The 17,532-nt window shown below is 53.2% G+C and carries 20 protein-coding genes; 8 read left to right on the top strand and 12 right to left on the bottom strand.

Annotated elements, in window-relative coordinates; all coding sequences use genetic code 11:
* Positions 1-2 precede the first annotated feature (2 nt).
* Entirely contained in the window at positions 3-1,160 is a 1,158-nt protein-coding gene (hemW, locus tag BM152_RS10710; RefSeq protein WP_066600951.1) for a radical SAM family heme chaperone HemW, read from the top strand.
* A gap of 20 nt (positions 1,161-1,180) precedes the next feature.
* Here the strand turns inward: hemW and BM152_RS10715 are convergent, their stop codons facing one another.
* The 7 genes from BM152_RS10715 to hemJ all read right to left on the bottom strand — a co-directional run bounded on the left by BM152_RS10715 (position 1,181) and on the right by hemJ (position 8,558).
* A complete protein-coding gene (locus BM152_RS10715) occupies positions 1,181-2,092 on the bottom strand; it encodes a ParB/RepB/Spo0J family partition protein (protein ID WP_066600953.1) in 912 nt (303 codons plus the stop codon).
* A 1-nt stretch (position 2,093) separates the two neighbouring features.
* Positions 2,094-2,894 carry a ParA family protein gene (locus BM152_RS10720; protein WP_066600955.1) on the bottom strand — a complete coding sequence of 267 codons (801 nt, stop codon included), beginning with the start codon at positions 2,892-2,894 and terminating at the stop codon, positions 2,094-2,096.
* Positions 2,887-3,504, bottom strand: coding sequence for a 16S rRNA (guanine(527)-N(7))-methyltransferase RsmG (gene rsmG, locus BM152_RS10725; protein WP_066600957.1), 618 nt, complete (start codon positions 3,502-3,504; stop codon positions 2,887-2,889). Before rsmG ends, BM152_RS10720 begins: the two co-directional genes overlap by 8 nt.
* Positions 3,504-5,372: a tRNA uridine-5-carboxymethylaminomethyl(34) synthesis enzyme MnmG gene (mnmG, locus tag BM152_RS10730; protein WP_066600959.1), complete on the bottom strand. Its 1,869-nt coding sequence runs from the start codon at positions 5,370-5,372 to the stop codon at positions 3,504-3,506. Before mnmG ends, rsmG begins: the two co-directional genes overlap by 1 nt.
* A gap of 22 nt (positions 5,373-5,394) precedes the next feature.
* Positions 5,395-6,681: a tRNA uridine-5-carboxymethylaminomethyl(34) synthesis GTPase MnmE gene (gene mnmE, locus BM152_RS10735; RefSeq protein ID WP_066600963.1), complete on the bottom strand. Its 1,287-nt coding sequence runs from the start codon at positions 6,679-6,681 to the stop codon at positions 5,395-5,397.
* Positions 6,682-6,709: 28 nt separating this feature from the next.
* Complete coding sequence (gene rho / locus BM152_RS10740; protein ID WP_066600965.1) at positions 6,710-7,981, bottom strand: transcription termination factor Rho; 1,272 nt, start codon at positions 7,979-7,981, stop codon at positions 6,710-6,712.
* A 124-nt stretch (positions 7,982-8,105) separates the two neighbouring features.
* Complete coding sequence (gene hemJ / locus BM152_RS10745) at positions 8,106-8,558, bottom strand: protoporphyrinogen oxidase HemJ (protein ID WP_066600967.1); 453 nt, start codon at positions 8,556-8,558, stop codon at positions 8,106-8,108.
* 382 nt (positions 8,559-8,940) lie between these two features.
* On the opposite strand from hemJ, the gene BM152_RS10750 reads away from it, so the two are divergent.
* From BM152_RS10750 to dnaQ, 4 genes are read left to right on the top strand one after another with little or no spacing between them, the layout of a single operon-like run.
* On the top strand, positions 8,941-9,546 hold the full coding sequence (locus tag BM152_RS10750; RefSeq protein WP_066600974.1) for a Maf family protein: 606 nt from the start codon (positions 8,941-8,943) through the stop codon (positions 9,544-9,546).
* Positions 9,543-10,373, top strand: coding sequence for a shikimate dehydrogenase (locus tag BM152_RS10755; RefSeq protein ID WP_066600975.1), 831 nt, complete (start codon positions 9,543-9,545; stop codon positions 10,371-10,373). Before BM152_RS10750 ends, BM152_RS10755 begins: the two co-directional genes overlap by 4 nt.
* A complete protein-coding gene (gene coaE, locus BM152_RS10760) occupies positions 10,370-10,969 on the top strand; it encodes a dephospho-CoA kinase (protein WP_066600977.1) in 600 nt (199 codons plus the stop codon). Before BM152_RS10755 ends, coaE begins: the two co-directional genes overlap by 4 nt.
* The gene (gene dnaQ, locus BM152_RS10765) at positions 10,962-11,705 is read left to right on the top strand and encodes a DNA polymerase III subunit epsilon (protein ID WP_066600979.1); all 744 of its coding nucleotides are present in this window, start codon (positions 10,962-10,964) and stop codon (positions 11,703-11,705) included. Before coaE ends, dnaQ begins: the two co-directional genes overlap by 8 nt.
* 3 nt (positions 11,706-11,708) lie before the next feature.
* Here dnaQ and secB read toward each other — a convergent pair whose 3' ends face one another.
* Complete coding sequence (gene secB / locus BM152_RS10770; RefSeq protein WP_066600980.1) at positions 11,709-12,218, bottom strand: protein-export chaperone SecB; 510 nt, start codon at positions 12,216-12,218, stop codon at positions 11,709-11,711.
* Between the two features lie 58 nt (positions 12,219-12,276).
* Positions 12,277-12,774: an FxsA family protein gene (locus tag BM152_RS10775; RefSeq protein WP_066600982.1), complete on the bottom strand. Its 498-nt coding sequence runs from the start codon at positions 12,772-12,774 to the stop codon at positions 12,277-12,279.
* A 106-nt stretch (positions 12,775-12,880) separates the two neighbouring features.
* Here BM152_RS10775 and BM152_RS10780 point away from each other — a divergent pair, with 106 nt between their 5' ends.
* Genes BM152_RS10780 through BM152_RS10790 form a run of 3 tightly spaced genes read left to right on the top strand, consistent with a single transcriptional unit; the run spans position 12,881 to position 15,188 of the window.
* Positions 12,881-13,546 (top strand): Tim44/TimA family putative adaptor protein, encoded by a 666-nt coding sequence (locus tag BM152_RS10780; RefSeq protein ID WP_066600984.1) that lies wholly within the window; start codon positions 12,881-12,883, stop codon positions 13,544-13,546.
* Positions 13,546-14,586 (top strand): murein transglycosylase A, encoded by a 1,041-nt coding sequence (gene mltA / locus BM152_RS10785; protein ID WP_066600987.1) that lies wholly within the window; start codon positions 13,546-13,548, stop codon positions 14,584-14,586. The genes BM152_RS10780 and mltA overlap by 1 nt, the downstream gene beginning before the upstream one ends.
* Before the next feature lie 50 nt (positions 14,587-14,636).
* Positions 14,637-15,188: a Smr/MutS family protein gene (locus tag BM152_RS10790; protein ID WP_231730484.1), complete on the top strand. Its 552-nt coding sequence runs from the start codon at positions 14,637-14,639 to the stop codon at positions 15,186-15,188.
* Here the strand turns inward: BM152_RS10790 and hslU are convergent, their stop codons facing one another.
* The 3 genes from hslU to trxA all read right to left on the bottom strand — a co-directional run bounded on the left by hslU (position 15,189) and on the right by trxA (position 17,491).
* Entirely contained in the window at positions 15,189-16,493 is a 1,305-nt protein-coding gene (hslU, locus tag BM152_RS10795; RefSeq protein ID WP_066600990.1) for an ATP-dependent protease ATPase subunit HslU, read from the bottom strand.
* Complete coding sequence (gene hslV / locus BM152_RS10800; RefSeq protein WP_066600992.1) at positions 16,490-17,047, bottom strand: ATP-dependent protease subunit HslV; 558 nt, start codon at positions 17,045-17,047, stop codon at positions 16,490-16,492. The genes hslU and hslV overlap by 4 nt, the downstream gene beginning before the upstream one ends.
* Positions 17,048-17,170: 123 nt before the next feature.
* Positions 17,171-17,491: a thioredoxin gene (gene trxA / locus BM152_RS10805; protein ID WP_066600994.1), complete on the bottom strand. Its 321-nt coding sequence runs from the start codon at positions 17,489-17,491 to the stop codon at positions 17,171-17,173.
* Positions 17,492-17,532 lie beyond the last annotated feature (41 nt).

The following is a 17,532-nucleotide window of genomic DNA, read 5'->3' on the forward strand; positions in this document are numbered from 1 at the left end:
TGATGGAAGATTGGCAAAACGGCGGCTTCGGCCTCTACATTCATTGGCCGTTTTGCCAGTCGAAATGTCCCTACTGTGATTTCAATTCCCATGTCGCCGCGACAATTGACCAATCGGTTTGGGAACGTGCCTACCTTTCCGAAATCGAACGCGTTTCACGGGAAACATCGGGACGTGTTCTGAACACGGTGTTTTTCGGGGGCGGCACCCCGTCGCTCATGGATCCGGAGCTTGTAAATTCCATTTTGAGCAAGGTTAGAAACTGTTGGACATTGTCCAATGATGTCGAAATTACCTTGGAAGCCAACCCGACATCTGTCGAATCCGGTCGGTTTCAAGGCTATCGGGACGCGGGTGTGAACCGTATCTCTATGGGAATTCAATCGCTCAATAACGAGGATCTCAAACGTCTTGGGCGGCTGCATTCCGTGGCTGAAGCACAAAAGGCCTTTGATATTGCGCGCAGCACCTTTGATCGGGTGAGTTTTGATCTGATCTATGCACGGCAAGGGCAAACTATCGACGCATGGCGCAGCGAGCTTCGCGAAGCGCTTTCCATGGCGATAGATCATCTGTCGCTCTATCAGCTCACTATTGAACAAGGCACGGCCTTTGGCGATCGTTACAACCGTGGCCAGTTGCGTGATCTGCCATCCGATGACAGTGCGGCAGATATGTATTTTGTCACACAGGACGAATGTGAAAAGGCAGGTATGCCCGCCTATGAAGTCTCTAATCATGCCCAAAAGGGCTCCGAAAGCCGGCATAACCTGATTTACTGGCGTTATGGGGATTATGTTGGCATTGGTCCGGGGGCACATGGTCGTCTGACCCTGGATGGCAAGAAATATGCGATAGATACGCCGCTTGCACCGACAAGTTGGCTTCAATCCGTCACAGAAAAAGGCCACGGAGAAAACCCGCGAGAGGTGTTGAGCGGCTATGATCAGGCTGTGGAGTATCTGATGATGGGATTACGCATCTCGGAAGGTATAGACCTGAATCGGATATCTTCGCTCTTGGGCGATGAATTTTCCTTCAAAAACAAATACTTGTTAGAAGACAGCTTTATTACTGCCGATAATGGCCGCCTTTCCATAACAGGGAAAGGCAGACCGGTATTAAATGCCATTATCCGGGAATTGATCCCGGATAACTAAGCTGTTTCACGAGAAACAGGTTACGCACCGCGCGAAAGAATACCACACAGAGCATCCAACTCGTCCAGAGACTCGTAAGAGATCGAGACGACACCCTTTTCTGTCCCGTCTGTGTGGTTGATGCTCACCTTCATCCGGATGGCGGCGCTGAGATCGGATTCAAGCGCCCGCGTGTCCGCATCTTTTTCGGCAGATTTGCTTTTTCTGGATGTTTTCGGCTGGGTTTGGGTCTTTTCAGCCTTCGCCAGTTTCTCCGTCTGACGGACAGACAACCCGCCCTGAATGACCTTTTGAGCAAGCTCGGACGGATTTTCAGCAGTAATCAAAGCACGCGCATGACCAGCCGACAGTTGTCCTGTCACGACGAGGTCTTTCACATCATCGGGCAGATTGAGCAAACGCATGAGGTTGGCGATATGGCTGCGGCTCTTGCCAAGCGCATCGGAAAGTTTTTCCTGCGTATGACCAAAACGCTCCATCAACTGCTGATACCCTGCCGCCTCTTCGATAGCGTTCAGGTCGGACCGTTGAATGTTCTCGATAATCGCGACTTCAAGAACTTCCGTGTCCGAATATTCACGGATCAGAACCGGAAGCTCATGCAAACGCGCAATCTGGGACGCACGCCAACGGCGCTCCCCTGCGACGATCTCATATTCTCCGGCTTTACGAGGGCTTTCACGGACGATCAAAGGCTGAATCACACCCTTTTCACGAATGGAATCGGCCAGTTCATCGAGAGCGGATTGATCAAATGTCCGACGCGGCTGGTCCGGATTCGGGACGATTTGTTCGATCGGAACCATCATATCAGCACGGCGTGGCTCATCCGTCGATGTATTTTCTCCGGTCGTCTCAGGAGCAACATCCGCCATCAACGCAGACAGCCCCCGTCCAAGACCTCTATTCTTTGCTTTGCTCGGATTCGCCATTTTATCGTCCTTTTTTTGCGATCACTTCTTTCGCCAGAGCCTGATAGGCCAAACTGCCCTTGGACATTGGATCATAATCCAAAACGGGCAAAGCGAAAGAGGGGGCCTCACTAATCCGCACATTGCGCGGAATTACGGTCTTAAACACAAGATCTCCAAGATTGTCTCGCGCATCCTGCTCAACCTGCCGCGACAAATTATTCCTCTGATCATACATGGTGAGCACAACGCCTTCTATGCGCAGCTTTGAGTTGGCGGTTTGCCGCACTTCGCGCACCGTGAGCATCAACTGGGACAACCCCTCCAACGCGAAAAACTCACTCTGGAGCGGAACAAGCACGGATTCAGCCGCAACCATCGCGTTTACCGTCAGAAGACTCAGAGACGGCGGGCAGTCAATCAGGATAAAATCGAAATTGAAGTCATCAATTGCGTGCTGACGCAAGGCATCATGCAACAGAAAACTCCGCTTTTCATTAGAAACCATCTCGATATCTGCCGAACTCAGATCAACCGTCGCAGGCGAAATCCAAAGATTTTCAAACTCGGTCGTCTGAATGACCTCATGGATGTCGGCATCCCCGAGAATAAGGTCATAGGTTGTATAACCACGGCTTTCTGTTTCGATACCAAGACCGGTTGAAGCGTTACCCTGAGGATCAAGGTCAACAACAAGAACGCGGCAACCGTTCTTAACAAGAGCGGCAGCGAGGTTAATCGCAGTGGTCGTTTTCCCGACCCCGCCTTTCTGGTTCGCCACGGCAATGATTTTCGGGCCATTTGGACGGGAAATGTCAGACACGCTCAATATCTCCAATCAGTAGGATGACGGATTCTGAATCCGTTAAGCTCGCATATTCTTCGTGGTTGAAACGCCAGGTTTCAAGCGATTTACTCAGCTCATCGCGAAAAGACGTTCCTTTAAGGAAAATACCGCGGCCGGTCTTCACCAGATGCCGTTCTGCATAATCCAAAAGCTTGGGAAGTGGTGCCAATGCTCTCGCAGTAACAATATCTGCTTGAAGCGGTTTAATATCTTCAATCCGTTTAGAAATCACATTGGCATTCAGATCCAGTTCCCGAACAACGGTGCGAAGGAACGTTGCTTTGCGCTGATCGGACTCAACCATTGTAAAGACTGTATCCGGAGACTCCTCTTTCGCCAGCGTTGCGCAAACCAGACCGGGGAACCCTCCCCCACTTCCGAGATCGCACCACTTGGAAATTTTTTTCGGCGCATAGCGAAACACCTGAGCAGAATCCACAAAATGACGTTCCCAAGCCATATCTATCGTCGATTTGGCGACGAGATTGATCGCCGGATTCCACTTTTTAAGAAGCACCCGATAAGTTTCCAAACCGTCCAATGTTTCACGTGAAACATTCAGACCGGCCAATTTTTCCGAAGACATCAGGACGCCTTTGCTCTTTGGTTTTGCTTCAGACGCGCCAGAATCAGCGTGACTGCCGCTGGCGTCATGCCTTCTACCCGTCCAGCTTGCGCGATGGTTTGCGGGCGTGTGTGGCTGAGTTTACTCCGTAACTCATTGGAAAGCCCACTTAAAGCAGAATAATCAAAGTCGTCAGGGATCAGCTGCGTTTCATCCCGCTTCATCGCCTCAACATCGCGTTTCTGGCGTTCGATGTAATTTGCATAAAGAGCGTCCCGCGCCAGTTGCACTTGAACCTCAGGTGAAATCTGCGCCACCTTCGGATTAAGTGCTGAAATTTCATCGAAGGTTACATTCGGAAACGCAAGAACTTGATAGGCTGTACGACGAGACCCGTCAGAGCTAACCGCTACGCCGGCAGCTTTAAGTTCTCTCGGCGTATAGCATTCGCTTTCGAGAATCTCGCGGCCTTTCTCAAGATCTTCCATTTTTTTAGTAAACGAGACCTTGCGGGCTTCGTTCACAACTCCAAGCTCAATTCCCACGGGGGTAAGGCGCTGATCGGCGTTATCCGCGCGTAGAGATAAGCGGAATTCAGCGCGAGAGGTAAACATTCGGTAAGGTTCACTCACGCCGCGCGTAACGAGATCATCGATCATCACGCCGATATAACTCTCGGAACGGGTAAATGTAGCCTCGTCCTGCCTCATAGATCTACGCGCAGCATTGAGCCCTGCCACAAGCCCTTGTGCCGCTGCCTCTTCATAACCCGTTGTGCCGTTGATCTGTCCGGCAAGGAAAAGTCCCGGAACATCGCGTAGTTCCAACGTTAGGCGCAGAGCACGCGGATCGACATAGTCATATTCAATCGCATACCCCGGCTGGAGAATTTCTACATCTTCAAGACCACGAATTGAGCGAACATAGGCTTCCTGCACATCAACAGGCAAAGAGGTCGAAATTCCGTTCGGGTAAACCGTATCGTCGGTCAGTCCTTCCGGCTCAAGAAAAATCTGATGCGACGTCTTGTCGGCGAAACGCACGATCTTGTCTTCAATAGATGGGCAATAGCGTGGCCCTACCCCATCAATATGTCCGCCATACATCGCAGAACGCGATAGATTTTCGCGAATGATGTCATGGGTTTTCTCATTTGTATGCGTAATCCCGCAGGACACCTGACGCGCGAATGGTTTACGGTTCATAAAGGAAAACACAACGGGGTCTTCATCACCCGCCTGTTCTTCCAGAATATCCCAAGCAATCGTCTTGCCGTTCAGGCGCGGCGGAGTGCCTGTTTTCAACCGTCCCATCGGCAGGTTCAAACCATAGAGACGTTCAGCTAGCGCGATGGAAGGTTTGTCCCCCATCCGACCGCCGGCATGTTTTTCTTCGCCAATATGAATAAGGCCGTTCAAAAAAGTGCCAGTCGTCAGGACAACGGCCTTGGCGTTGATTCTAGACCCATCACCAAGCACAACACCACTCACAGTTTCCCCTGTTAGAATTAAATCGGAAACCTCGGCTTCGATGATGGTGAGATTTTCTGTTGTTTCCAGTTCAGCCAGCATCTCTGTGCGATAGATCGCGCGATCTGCTTGGGCGCGCGGACCTTGGACAGCCGGTCCCTTGCGACGGTTCAAAAGACGGAACTGAATGCCTGCCTTATCCGCGATCCGACCCATAACGCCGTCCAACGCATCGATTTCGCGCACGAGGTGGCCTTTTCCAAGACCTCCAATCGCCGGATTACAGGACATAACCCCGATACCGGATTTCTTCAGCGTGACAAGCGCTGTTTGTGCCCCTGCTCTCGCAGACGCAGCTGCAGCGTCACAACCAGCATGGCCGCCACCTACGACAACAACATCGAAGTCGGTATGTTTCACGTGAAACACTCCTCGCGTTTATTCATTTACCGATGCAAAAACTGGAGAAGATTTCCCCGAGAATGTTCTCGACATCAATCCGCCCGACAAGGCAATTCAGCGCATAGACCGCGCGCCGCAACTCTTCGGCAGCGAGCTCCGCACGATCTGCGCCAATCAATACCTCATTTCGCGCTGATTCCATAGAGACCAGTGCGTCCTGAATTGCAATACGGTGCCGTTCACGAATTGCTGTTGACGCATCGGAAGCGCGTTCGGAGAGCGTTAGCGCAATATGGGAAACCATCGCGTCAATTCCGTGACCGGTTTTTCCGGAAACGGAATTGGACAGCGCTCCCTGATCATCTTTGCCGACCAGAACAAGATCACCCTCTTGCGGCGGCATTTCCGGGTCCGCCCCCTCTGAAGGAAGAAGAATCACACGCAGGTCGGCCTGTGCTGCGCGATTGCGTGCGCGGTCGATGCCGATTGCCTCGACCACATCAGATGTCTCGCGCAGCCCCGCCGTATCAAGGAGCGTGACTGGCAACCCCTTCAAGTCCATCCGGACCTCGATAATATCGCGGGTTGTTCCGGCAAATTCGGACGTGATCGCGGCCTCCCGCCCTGCAAGCGCATTGAGGAGTGTAGACTTTCCTGCATTCGGTGGCCCGACAATCGCGACTTCAAAACCATCGCGAATCCGTTCAGCCATTTTCGAGCCGGCGATTTCCGCCTCCAGTTCCGTCATCGTTCGAGAGATCAGATCAAGGACTTCCGGTGAAACGTCTGTGGGAACTTCTTCATCGGCAAAATCGATGGTCGCTTCGATCAATGCCGCAGCGCGCAACAAAGATGAGCGCCAGCGTTCCGCCTTATCTCCAAGTGCGCCGGAAAACACCTTTAGCGCCTGACGCCGTTGCGCCTCTGTTTCCGCTTCGATGAGATCAGCAAGACCTTCGACCTGCGCCAGATCAAGACGTTCGTTTTCCAAAGCGCGACGGGTAAATTCCCCCGCTTCTGCGAGGCGTAGCCCCTCTATCTCCGAAAGGGATTGAAGCACAGCATTGATGATGGCGACAGAACCATGAAGCTGAAGCTCCGCGCTTTCTTCTCCGGTAAAAGACGCGCCTTTTTCAAAACAGATAACCAAGGCTTCGTCGAGAACGATTCCCTCGGAATTTTTCAAAACGCGCAACGCTGTCCGGCGCGGAGACGGCACATCTCCGGCCAGTTTTTCAACGGCCAAAAACGCAAGCGGCCCGGAAATCCGGACCACTGCGACGCCCGCCTTACCGCGGGCCGTTGCCAAGGCATATATCGTATCCATAGGCGTAACCTATTGATATCCTTTAATATTAAGCGTTCATCGAATCGAAGAATTCAGCGTTGGATTTGGTCTGTTTCAACTTGGAAATCAGGAACTCGATCGCATCTGTGGTGCCCATCGGGTTCAGAATACGGCGCAGCACATAGGTTTTCTGAAGGTCTTTGGAATCCACCAGAAGCTCTTCTTTCCGCGTGCCGGATTTGAGGATGTCCATAGCCGGGAAGACGCGTTTGTCAGCGACCTTGCGATCCAGAACGATTTCCGAGTTACCCGTCCCTTTGAATTCCTCAAAGATGACCTCGTCCATCCGCGAACCCGTGTCGATCAGGGCAGTGGCGATAATGGTCAGGGAGCCGCCTTCCTCGATGTTCCGTGCGGCACCAAAGAAGCGCTTGGGGCGTTGCAGCGCGTTAGCATCCACACCACCGGTCAGAACCTTACCAGAGGACGGGACAACCGTGTTGAAGGCGCGGCCAAGGCGGGTGATGGAGTCGAGCAGGATGACCACGTCACGCTTGTGCTCAACCAGACGCTTGGCCTTCTCAATGACCATTTCGGAGACGGCGACGTGGCGTTGTGCCGGTTCATCAAAGGTTGAGGACACAACCTCCCCTTTCACGCTCCGCTGCATGTCCGTCACCTCTTCGGGGCGCTCATCGATCAGCAGAACGATGAGGTAGCACTCCGGATGGTTCGTCTCGATAGAATTGGCGATGTTTTGCAGCAGAACGGTTTTACCCGTCCGCGGCGGAGCAACGATCAAGGCCCGCTGGCCTTTCCCGATCGGAGATACGAGGTCAATGATCCGCGCAGAACGATCCTTGATGGTGGGATCTTCGATCTCCATTTTCAGCCGTTCATCGGGATAAAGCGGCGTCAGGTTATCAAAGTTGATCTTGTGGCGGGCCTTTTCAGGCGCCTCAAAGTTGATCAAGGTGACTTTGGTGATCGCAAAATAGCGCTCGTTCTCGTCCGGCGCCTGCATCACCCCCTCAACCGTGTCACCGGTGCGCAAACCATGCTGGCGAATGACTTCGGGAGAAACGTAAATATCGTCAGGGCCCGGAAGATAGTTGGCCTCGGGAGAGCGCAGGAACCCGAATCCGTCCTGAAGCACCTCAAGAACGCCATCGCCGGAAATGATCCATTCATCCTCGGCGCGTTCCTTGAGAATCGAAAACATCATCTCGCCTTTACGCATGGTCGAGGCGTTTTCGATTTCCAGCTCTTCTGCCATTGCCAGAAGGTCTTTGGGGCTCTTGGCTTTAAGATCAGCCAGATTCAGAGTGTTGTCGCTCATAAAAAATCCATATGGACCGGCGTTTTACGCGGGTCTTTCAGTCAAGTCATACCGGAGAATCCCTTGGCCGGACGGCTAGGGTTTGCGCATTGATAGAAACAGATCGGGATTAAGTCAATCTTTCTCAGAATGGCTTGGCAATAATCATCACAACGATGAAAATCATCAAAAGCGTCGGAAGCTCGTTCATCATGCGGTAGTGACGCCCTGTGCGCGTATTTGTTGCGCTGACAAAATCCTTTCTCCGCGCAGCGCACCACATATGAAACCACGTCATTCCAAGCACACTTCCGGCCTTGATCCATGACCAACCGGCGCTCCAGTCGACGATGCCCGGCGTAAAGACCAGACAGAGACCGAAGATCCAGCTTGAGATCATGGCCGGATTCATAATCATCTTCAGCAGTTTTTTTTCCATGTCCTGAAAGAGAAGGTCGGTTTCCGATCCTGCAGTGACGCTTTCAGTGTGACGCACATAGAGGCGGGGCAAATAGAAAATACCGGCCATCCATGCAATGACGGAAATGACATGCATGGATTTGGTCCAAGGATAAATACTCGCGAGAATGTCACTCATTTCGTGTCCCTTCGTTTCCTCCTAAATAAAATAATAAAAGAAAAAGAAAAGGATGATGATTTAGTAGGGCCTGTGGATAATCTGGATTAATGAGTTTTACACAGAGTTTTGCATGTTGTTAAAAACTTCTTACTTCTTATCCACATCTCTGGATAATTCATATTTTCATTTACAGAACAAATGTTTGAGTATCTGGTGTAGAGGATGAAACTTACAGAATTCGGGAGGGCACGGGTTTTCCGCTCACAGGCAAAATCTCTTACCCCCAGTGATAAGATGCCTTGGAAGACCATCAGAACTTCCTGTTTATCCCCCGCAACGGTATGAGACGAGAAACAGGCCCTTTGGTCCTCTGGTTCACACAGGAGTTTTCAACAGATCTATGAACACCTCCGAAAAACTCATTCTGGCGTCGGGATCGGAGATCCGGCAGACGCTTTTGCGCAATGCGGGCGTTTCCTTTGATGTCAGTATCGGTCGAATTGATGAAGAATCCGTAAAAGATGCTCTTCTTGGTGAAGGTGCATCGCCTCGGGACATTGCCGATGCCTTAGCCGAGGGCAAAGCGCGCAAGGTGTCTTTGAAAAACCTTGATGCAATGGTGATCGGCTGCGATCAGACCTTGTCTTTTAAGGGCCAGCTTCTTTCTAAACCCAAAACTGTGGATGAGGCGCGGGCGCAGCTCAAAGAGATGCGCGGCGAACGGCACAAGCTTCTGTCTGCGGCAGTAATTTACGAGAACGGGGAGCCGAAATGGCGGCATGTCGGGGAGGTTCGCCTTGAAATGAACCGGTTCAGCGATGCCTATCTTGAGGATTATCTCGCGCGGAATTGGGAGCAGATACGCCATTGTGTCGGCTCTTATATGTTGGAATCCGAAGGCGTGCGGCTTTTTTCGCGGATTGACGGCGATTACTTTACAGTACTGGGTTTGCCCTTGTTGCCGCTTTTGGCCTATCTTTCCGAACGGGGGGTAATTGCATCATGAGTGACAAGATTTTGTTGGCAGGCGTGATCGGTGCGCCGATTGCGCATAGTAAATCGCCGCTTCTTCATGGCTATTGGTTGAGCCGGTACGGGATTGCGGGCCATTATGTTCCGCTTCACGTTGAACAGATGGACTTGGAAGAGGTCCTTCGCATGATGCCCAAGATGGGGTTTGTCGGTGCGAATGTTACGATCCCGCATAAGGAAACCGTGCTGGGGCTGGCGGATATTGTGACCGATCGTGCGGCTTTGATCGGGGCGGCGAATACGCTGATTTTCCGGTCTGATGGAAAGCTGCACGCTGATAATACCGATGGTTTCGGATTTGTGGAAAACCTGCGCTGTAATGCTGACTGGAAGCCTGAGGCCGGCCCTGCGGCGGTTTTGGGTGCGGGAGGTGCATCGCGTGCGGTGATTGCTTCCTTGTTGGAGGTCGGGGTGCCGGAAATCCGTCTGTCGAACCGCACACGCGCCCGCGCAGATGCGCTCAAGGACGAGTTTGGCGCAAAAATATCTGTCGTTGAATGGGTTCACGCGGGAGATATGCTCAAAGGTGCGCGCACTGTTGTGAATACGACGTCGCTCGGGATGCATGGACAGCCGGAGTTGAAGGTCTCTTTGGATCATCTCGGTTCTGACGCTGTGGTGACCGACCTTGTTTACACGCCCCTGAGAACCAGCTTTCTCACACGCGCGGCGGAAAAGGGCTGCCAGACGGTCGATGGGCTGGGCATGTTGCTTTATCAGGCGGCTCCGGGGTTCGAGCGGTGGTTTGGTAAACGGCCCGAAGTCGATGACGCCACCCGCCAGTTCATTCTTTCCGCATGAAAAAGCCCTTCATTATCGGTCTTACCGGCTCTATCGGCATGGGAAAAAGCACCACGGCAAAGATGTTTTCCGAGGCGGGTATCCCCGTTTGGGATGCTGATGCAGCCGTGGCGCGGCTCTATGACCTTGGCGGCGCAGCAGTTGCGCCAATGGCCGAGGCATTTCCCGATGCTGTGCGTTCTGGAAAAGTATCGAAAGACCGGCTCAAAGAGATCATTTCCGAAACGCCCGCAGCATTAAAAAAAATCGAGGAGATTGTTCATCCTCTGGTTTCCGAGGATCGGAAGAAATTCATAGAAACCACGGATGCGGAGATTGTCCTTGTTGATATTCCCCTGCTTTTCGAAACAGGGGCAGAGCGCTCCGTCGATGCTGTGGTCGTTGTCTCGGTTGACGCGGAAACCCAAAGAAAACGTGTTTTGGCCCGCGCGGGGATGACGGAGGCGCATTTCGAGACGATTCTGGCCAAACAGGTACCGGATGCAGAAAAACGTGCCCGTGCTGATTTCGTGATTGAAACAACAAGCCTTGAAGCCGCCAAATCTCAGGTGCAAAACATAGTCGCAACCCTGAGGAGGCAAATCGCCGATGCGTGAAATCGTGCTCGATACTGAAACCACTGGTTTTGATCCGTTCAGCGGGGACCGTCTCGTTGAAATCGGGGCGATCGAACTTATCAATCACATGCCATCGGGCAGCACCTATCACCAATATATCCATCCGGATCGCCACATGCCGGACGAGGCCTTTGGTGTGCACGGGATCGGACCAGACCTGTTGCAACCTCCGCGCCCGCCGAAAGAGGGAGAAGTCATTCTCTCGGATAAACCGTTTTTCAAAGCGGTTGGGCAGGATTTCCTCGATTTTATCGGCAATGATTCAAAGCTCGTGATCCACAACGCCAGCTTTGACATGAAATTTCTTAACGCCGAGTTGAAATGGATCGGCCTGCCGGAAATTCCTTATGAACGGGCGATTGATACGCTGATGATTGCCCGCAAAAAGTTTCCAGGCTCTCCGGCCACTCTGGATGCGCTGTGTCGTCGTTTCGGGATTGATAACTCGTCGCGGACGCTGCACGGGGCTTTGCTCGACTCCGAAATTCTGGCTGAAGTCTATCTTGAGCTGATCGGCGGACGTCAGCCCGATCTCGTGCTTGCACCGGTTTCGAAGAAAAAGAAAAATGCGGCTGCACGGGAGGCCGAAGACAACTGGCGCCCGACGCGCCGCCCTACCCCTCTTCCGCCGCGCATTACAGAGGAAGAAGCCGCCGCCCACGCCTCTTTTATCAAAGAGCTGGGCGACGACCCGATTTGGAACAAGTTCGACTGAACCTTAGTTCGGTGTCGCAGCGGCCTTCTGGGCTTCTGCGCGGCGTGCCATGTCCTGACGGTAAAGCTGGACAAAATCGATGTTGTCGAGGTTCAGCGGCGGGAAGCCACCGTCACGGGTCACATCATTGACCACACGACGCAGGAACGGGAAGAGCATCCGCGGGCATTCGATCATCAGGAACGGATGCATTTGCTCGTCCGGCACGTTTTCGATGTGGAAAACACCGGCATAATCCAGTTCCAGAATGAAAAGCGTCGCATCACCGGATTCGGTTTTGGATTCGACTTTCACCTTTGTGGCGACTTCAAACTGGTTTTCTTCTTCGCGTTTTTTTGCGTCCAGAGCGACCTGAACGGAAATCGCGGGGCGACCTTCGACTTTGAGCGACTTTTGAGCGAGAATATTCTCAAAAGACATATCGCGGATGAACTGACCCAGAATTTGCATTTTGACGGGGTTCGGCTGGGCGGCTGCCTCGGGTTTCGGAGCGGTGGTGCCGTTTTCGGCCATCTTGTCTGTCCTCAAAAATATAACGTTCGCGGTTTTGTATCAGGTTGATCTAAGCCTCTCAATGGCGAGTCCAGCCTGATGGTCCTTGTTTGGTCGTGTTTTCATCCACCTCTTCCCACTCACCGTCGATGATATTCGGGTTTTGTGAGGGGGAGCGAAACGGATCGGCGCTTTGTCGGGTGGTTTGCTGACCCATGGTAAAGCTTTGAACCTTAACTCTTTTACGCAATTCTTTCAGTACCAGAGCGCGAAAACCCGGAATCAGAAGAAGAAACCCCAATGTATCCGTGAAAAATCCCGGTGTAAGCAGAAGTGCGCCAGACAACAGGATCATGGCCCCATGTGCCAAAGGTTCGGAAGGATCGTTGAGTTCGGCAAAGGACTGACGCAGTTGTGACATGGCCAAAGCCCCCTGTTGGCGCACCAAAGCGGTGCCCAGAATGGCGGTCACAATGACGATCAAAAGCGTCGGCCACAGGCCGATCAGACCTCCCACCTGTATGAACAGAGCGATCTCGATGATCGGAATGGCGACGAAAAGGGCGAAAAGCCACATGAGAAGTCCTTTCTTATCTCTCTCCCGCAGGTAGACTTAGCGGGGTCCGTCACCTACATAAGGTCGGTAGACAGATTTTGCCACGTTGCACGGAGATCAATCGCCGATGGGGAATTCCCTTCTTTCAATTCTTGTCCTTGCGGGCATTGCCATTTTTCTGATCCTGCGCCTGCGCAGCGTTCTCGGAACGCGCGAAGGGTTTGAAAAGCCACGCGCTGAATTCCCCGGTGCCGAAGAGGCCACGAAAGTGAAACGGGATTTCGAAGTCATCGAAGGTGGTGTGGATCATGACATCATCGACAATGTTGAGGCCGGAAGCCGCACAGCGGACAATCTCGCGGCGATCAAACGTATCGATCCGAGTTTCAGTGTCAGCGACTTTCTCTCCGGTGCACGCGGTGCCTATGAGATGATCCTGATGGCCTTCGAGCATGACGATCTGGACAGCATCAAGCCGTTCCTCTCAGAGGATGTGTTCGAAGCCTTCTCCGAAGTTGTCGCAGAACGTCAGGCCAAGGGTCTCACCATCGAGAGCCAGTTTATCGGTTTGCGTGAACTTCAGATCATCGACGCCGATCTGGATCGGGCCACCGAAGAAGCCGAGATCAAAATCCGCTTCGTCGGTGAAATCACCTCTGTCGTGCGCAATGCCGACGGGGATATCGTCGAGGGCGATCCCAAAGCCATCAACCGCCAGAAAGATATTTGGACCTTTGCCCGCCATCTGGGCAGTGATGATCCGAACTGGCAGCTTGTCGCGACTGGTGCCTGATGTGGAGAAAGCTGGCGAGTGCAGGCTTTGCAGCCTTGCTGGCTTGGGCGACGCCGGCGGCATCTTCGGATGATCTGATGGTGCGCGTTCTTTCCTTTGATGACCTCCCCGAATGGGCCGCAGACGATCACGCTGCGGCTCTTTCCGTCTTCCGAGAGACCTGTTCCCTGATTGACGGACCGGAATGGCCGCAGATTTGCGCCTTTGCGCAGAGCACCACTGATGCGCGCGGTTTTTTCGAGCTGCTGTTTCGTCCGGTTCTGATCGAGGATGGCAATGATCCGCTGTTCACAGGTTATTTCGAGCCGGAATTGCGCGGCTCCCGTCATCAGACGGGGCGCTATCGCTATCCGGTCTATCGTATGCCGCCGGATGTGGTGTCCGGTGCGCCCTATCTGGCACGACAGGACATTTCCGAAGGCGCTCTTGCGGGGCGTGGTCTGGAAATTGCGTGGGTGGATGATCCGGTTGAACTGTTTTTCCTTCAGGTTCAGGGATCAGGGCGTATTCGTCTGGAAAACGGCTCTGTTATCCGGATCGGTTATGCCGGTCACAATGGGCGCAATTATCGTTCTATTGGCAAGGAATTGATCCGTCGAGGCGTGTATGAGGCCCATCAGGTCTCCGCCAAGGTCATCCAGAACTGGGTGCGCCGCCATCCGGTCGAGGGTGAAGCGCTTTTGAACTTCAATCCGTCCTATGTGTTCTTCCGCGAATTGCCGAAACTGCCTGCGGATAAAGGCCCGATTGGCGCGATGCATCGTTCGATCACGACCATGCGTTCGATCGCCGTGGATCCGAAGTTTGTGCCTTTGGGCGCACCTGTCTGGATCGAGAAAGAGGGCGAAAACCCGCTTCATCGTCTCATGATTGCCCAAGATACCGGCTCCGCAATCAAAGGGGCTCAACGTGCGGATATCTTCTTTGGTACCGGTGATGCCGCGGGCGATCAGGCCGGAAAAATCCGTGATCCGGGTCGGATGGTTGTGCTTTTGCCGATCCAGCTTGCCTATGCCTATGAGGAAAGGGCGGAGGGGTGAGCAGGCGGAAAAAACATCTTAGTGATGAGGATAAGGATCTGTGGAATGCTGTGAAAAAAACGGCACGGCCTTTGCATCCTTCCTCTTTTCCGGCGCCTTTGGCACGTCCTGAAAAGCCGGACCTCCCGAAACCGACAAGCGTGCCTGTGCGCGAACCTTTCGAGTTTGACTTGGAAATAGGTCGCAAGGCGCGGGCACAGCCCACGGGTCATAACCTTGCACCCTCTGTGTCTGACAAGCTGGCGCAGGCCCCGCTCAGGATGGATCGCAAGAAGTTCGGAAAAATGCGCAAAGGGCAACTCGCGCCGGAAGCGCGGATTGATCTGCATGGCATGACCCAAGCACAGGCCCATCCGGCGCTCACGCGATTTATCCTTAACTCATGGGCGATGGATTTCAGGCTGGTGTTGGTGATCACCGGAAAAGGCAAGCATCAGGAGGATGACGGGCCAATTCCGGTGCGCAAGGGCGTCCTGAAACATCAGGTGCCCCATTGGCTGCACAGTTCACCCCTGCGAGAAGCGGTGCTTCAAGTCTCCGAAGCACATCTCAAACACGGCGGCACAGGTGCCTATTACGTCTACCTGCGCCGCAAGAAGTGATCAGAGCATATAGCGGCTGACATCCGCAACCTTGGCCATTTCATCGACATGGGCATGAACATAGGCCGCATCAACGACGATCTTTTGACCGGGCGTATCAGGAGCCGCAAAAGACAGTTCCTCAAACACCCGCTCCATGATCGTATAAAGCCGCCGCGCGCCGATATTCTCGACCGATGTGTTCACATCAGCGGCAAGTTTGGCAATGGCGGCAATCCCGTCTTTCGAGAAGGTCACTTCGACCTCTTCGGTCTCCATCAATGCCGTATATTGCAGGGTTAGAGCATTGTCCGTTTCGGTGAGAATACGCACAAAATCGCCCTCTTCCAACGCCCGCAACTCGACGCGGATCGGCAGACGGCCCTGCAATTCGGGCAGCAAATCCGAAGGTTTCGCAATATGGAAGGCACCGGAGGCAATGAAGAGGATGTGATCGGTTTTCACAGGTCCGTATTTTGTTGACACTGTTGTTCCTTCGATCAGGGGCAACAGATCGCGCTGGACTCCTTCACGTGAAACATCACCGCCACGGGCTTCCTGACGGGCGCAGACCTTATCAATTTCGTCAAGAAAAACGATCCCGTTTTCCTGAACCGATTCCAGCGCCACGCGGGTGACGGTTTCATCGTCCAGTAGTTTGTCAGCTTCTTCACTGATCAAAACATCATAGCTCTGCGCAACGGTCATTTTCTTTTTCACCGTCCGCCCGCCAAAAGCCTTGCCGAAAATATCGCCGAGGTTCATCGCCCCGCCCATTTGCGGCTGACCGGGGATTTCGAACATGCCGACAGAGGGAGCGCTATCCTGCACGTCCAACTCAATTACGGTGTCATCAAGCTCGCCGGAATGGAGCTTTTTGCGAAACATCTCGCGGGTCTGTTCACGCGCATCTGTGCCGGCAATGGCCTCGATAACACGCTCTTCGGCGGCACCTTTGGCCTTGGCTTTGACATCTTCGCGCATGTGTTCGCGGGTCTGGGAAATCGCGGCATCTGCGAGATCACGAATAATCTGTTCAACGTCGCGACCAACATAGCCGACTTCGGTGAATTTCGTTGCCTCGACCTTGATAAAAGGTGCTTTGGCGAGTTTGGCGAGGCGTCGGGAAATTTCCGTCTTACCGACACCAGTCGGTCCGATCATCAGAATGTTCTTCGGATAGACTTCATCGCGCAGATCATCCGGCAACTGTTTACGCCGCCAGCGGTTGCGCAAAGCAACAGCGACAGCTCGTTTTGCGTCCTTCTGGCCAATGATAAAACGGTCCAGTTCGGATACGATTTCGCGGGGGGTCAGGTCGGTCATTTGCTAATCTTCTCAACCGTAAGGTTGCCATTGGTGTAAACACAGATGTCGGAGGCGATTTTCATAGCCGCGCGCGCGATAGCTTCGGCATCTTTGTCGGTTTCCATGAGGCCACGGGCCGCAGCGAGCGCAAAGTTCCCGCCCGATCCGATGGCCGCGATGTCGTTTTCCGGCTCGAGAACATCGCCTGCACCGGTCACAACCAAAAGCGCATCGCCATCTGTGACAATCAACATAGCTTCGAGTTTTGAAAGATATTTGTCAGTGCGCCAATCTTTTGCCAGTTCGACACAGGCGCGGGCCAGTTGACCGGGCGTGGCTTCGAGTTTGGTCTCCAGCCGCTCCAGAAGGGTAAAGGCATCTGCCGTGGATCCGGCAAATCCGCAAACAACATCTTGCCCACCGGGAGAAAGCCGCCGCACCTTGCGCGCGGTGCCCTTGATCACAGTTTGGCCAAGGCTGACCTGACCGTCACCGGCCACGACAACTTCGCCACCACGGCGCACGCCGATAATCGTTGTGCCGTGCCATCCGGGAAACTCTTCTTTCGACATTGGTTATCCTTTCGCTTGGCAATCTATATGAGGGCGATGGGGCACAGGTGCAACCTCGCCAGAATTTCTGCCAAGAAAAAGGGCGCCCGTTGAGGCGCCCTAATTCAGAATTTCTGATGAAAATCAGACTTCTTCGTTGATCCAGTTTGCCAGAGCGGCTTTCGGCGCAGCACCGATTTTTTGGGAAACAAGTTCGCCGCCTTTGAACATGAACAAGGCCGGAATGGAGCGCACACCGAATTGTGCGGCGGAGTTCGAGTTTTCATCGACATTCACTTTGACGATTTTGACCTTGCCGTCATATTCGTCAGAAAGCTCTTCGAGGGACGGGCCGATCTGTTTACACGGACCACACCATTCGGCCCAGAAATCGACAATCACAGGGATGTCGGATTCGAGGACTTCGGTGCTAAATGTGTCATCGCTGACTTTGACGGTTGCCATAGGGCTTCTCCTGAGTTTTTCACTTGGTGAAAAGGTAGGGC

It is taken from the genome of Celeribacter halophilus (assembly GCF_900114135.1).
GTDB lineage: Bacteria > Pseudomonadota > Alphaproteobacteria > Rhodobacterales > Rhodobacteraceae > Celeribacter > Celeribacter halophilus.

What these genes read in the sequence shown, in the direction of transcription:
- rsmG (WP_066600957.1), bottom strand. Translation starts at nt 3,504, where the DNA reads ATGTCTTCGGAAAAATTGGCCGGTCTGAATGTTTCACGTGAAACATTG.
- rho (WP_066600965.1), bottom strand. Translation starts at nt 7,981, where the DNA reads ATGAGCGACAACACTCTGAATCTGGCTGATCTTAAAGCCAAGAGCCCC.
- BM152_RS10780 (WP_066600984.1), top strand. Translation starts at nt 12,881, where the DNA reads ATGGGGAATTCCCTTCTTTCAATTCTTGTCCTTGCGGGCATTGCCATT.
- BM152_RS10750 (WP_066600974.1), top strand. Translation starts at nt 8,941, where the DNA reads ATGAACACCTCCGAAAAACTCATTCTGGCGTCGGGATCGGAGATCCGG.
- mltA (WP_066600987.1), top strand. Translation starts at nt 13,546, where the DNA reads ATGTGGAGAAAGCTGGCGAGTGCAGGCTTTGCAGCCTTGCTGGCTTGG.
- BM152_RS10775 (WP_066600982.1), bottom strand. Translation starts at nt 12,774, where the DNA reads ATGTGGCTTTTCGCCCTTTTCGTCGCCATTCCGATCATCGAGATCGCT.
- hslV (WP_066600992.1), bottom strand. Translation starts at nt 17,047, where the DNA reads ATGTCGAAAGAAGAGTTTCCCGGATGGCACGGCACAACGATTATCGGC.
- BM152_RS10755 (WP_066600975.1), top strand. Translation starts at nt 9,543, where the DNA reads ATGAGTGACAAGATTTTGTTGGCAGGCGTGATCGGTGCGCCGATTGCG.
- hemJ (WP_066600967.1), bottom strand. Translation starts at nt 8,558, where the DNA reads ATGAGTGACATTCTCGCGAGTATTTATCCTTGGACCAAATCCATGCAT.
- mnmE (WP_066600963.1), bottom strand. Translation starts at nt 6,681, where the DNA reads ATGGATACGATATATGCCTTGGCAACGGCCCGCGGTAAGGCGGGCGTC.
- secB (WP_066600980.1), bottom strand. Translation starts at nt 12,218, where the DNA reads ATGGCCGAAAACGGCACCACCGCTCCGAAACCCGAGGCAGCCGCCCAG.
- BM152_RS10715 (WP_066600953.1), bottom strand. Translation starts at nt 2,092, where the DNA reads ATGGCGAATCCGAGCAAAGCAAAGAATAGAGGTCTTGGACGGGGGCTG.
- dnaQ (WP_066600979.1), top strand. Translation starts at nt 10,962, where the DNA reads ATGCGTGAAATCGTGCTCGATACTGAAACCACTGGTTTTGATCCGTTC.
- hslU (WP_066600990.1), bottom strand. Translation starts at nt 16,493, where the DNA reads ATGACCGACCTGACCCCCCGCGAAATCGTATCCGAACTGGACCGTTTT.
- trxA (WP_066600994.1), bottom strand. Translation starts at nt 17,491, where the DNA reads ATGGCAACCGTCAAAGTCAGCGATGACACATTTAGCACCGAAGTCCTC.
- coaE (WP_066600977.1), top strand. Translation starts at nt 10,370, where the DNA reads ATGAAAAAGCCCTTCATTATCGGTCTTACCGGCTCTATCGGCATGGGA.
- hemW (WP_066600951.1), top strand. Translation starts at nt 3, where the DNA reads ATGGAAGATTGGCAAAACGGCGGCTTCGGCCTCTACATTCATTGGCCG.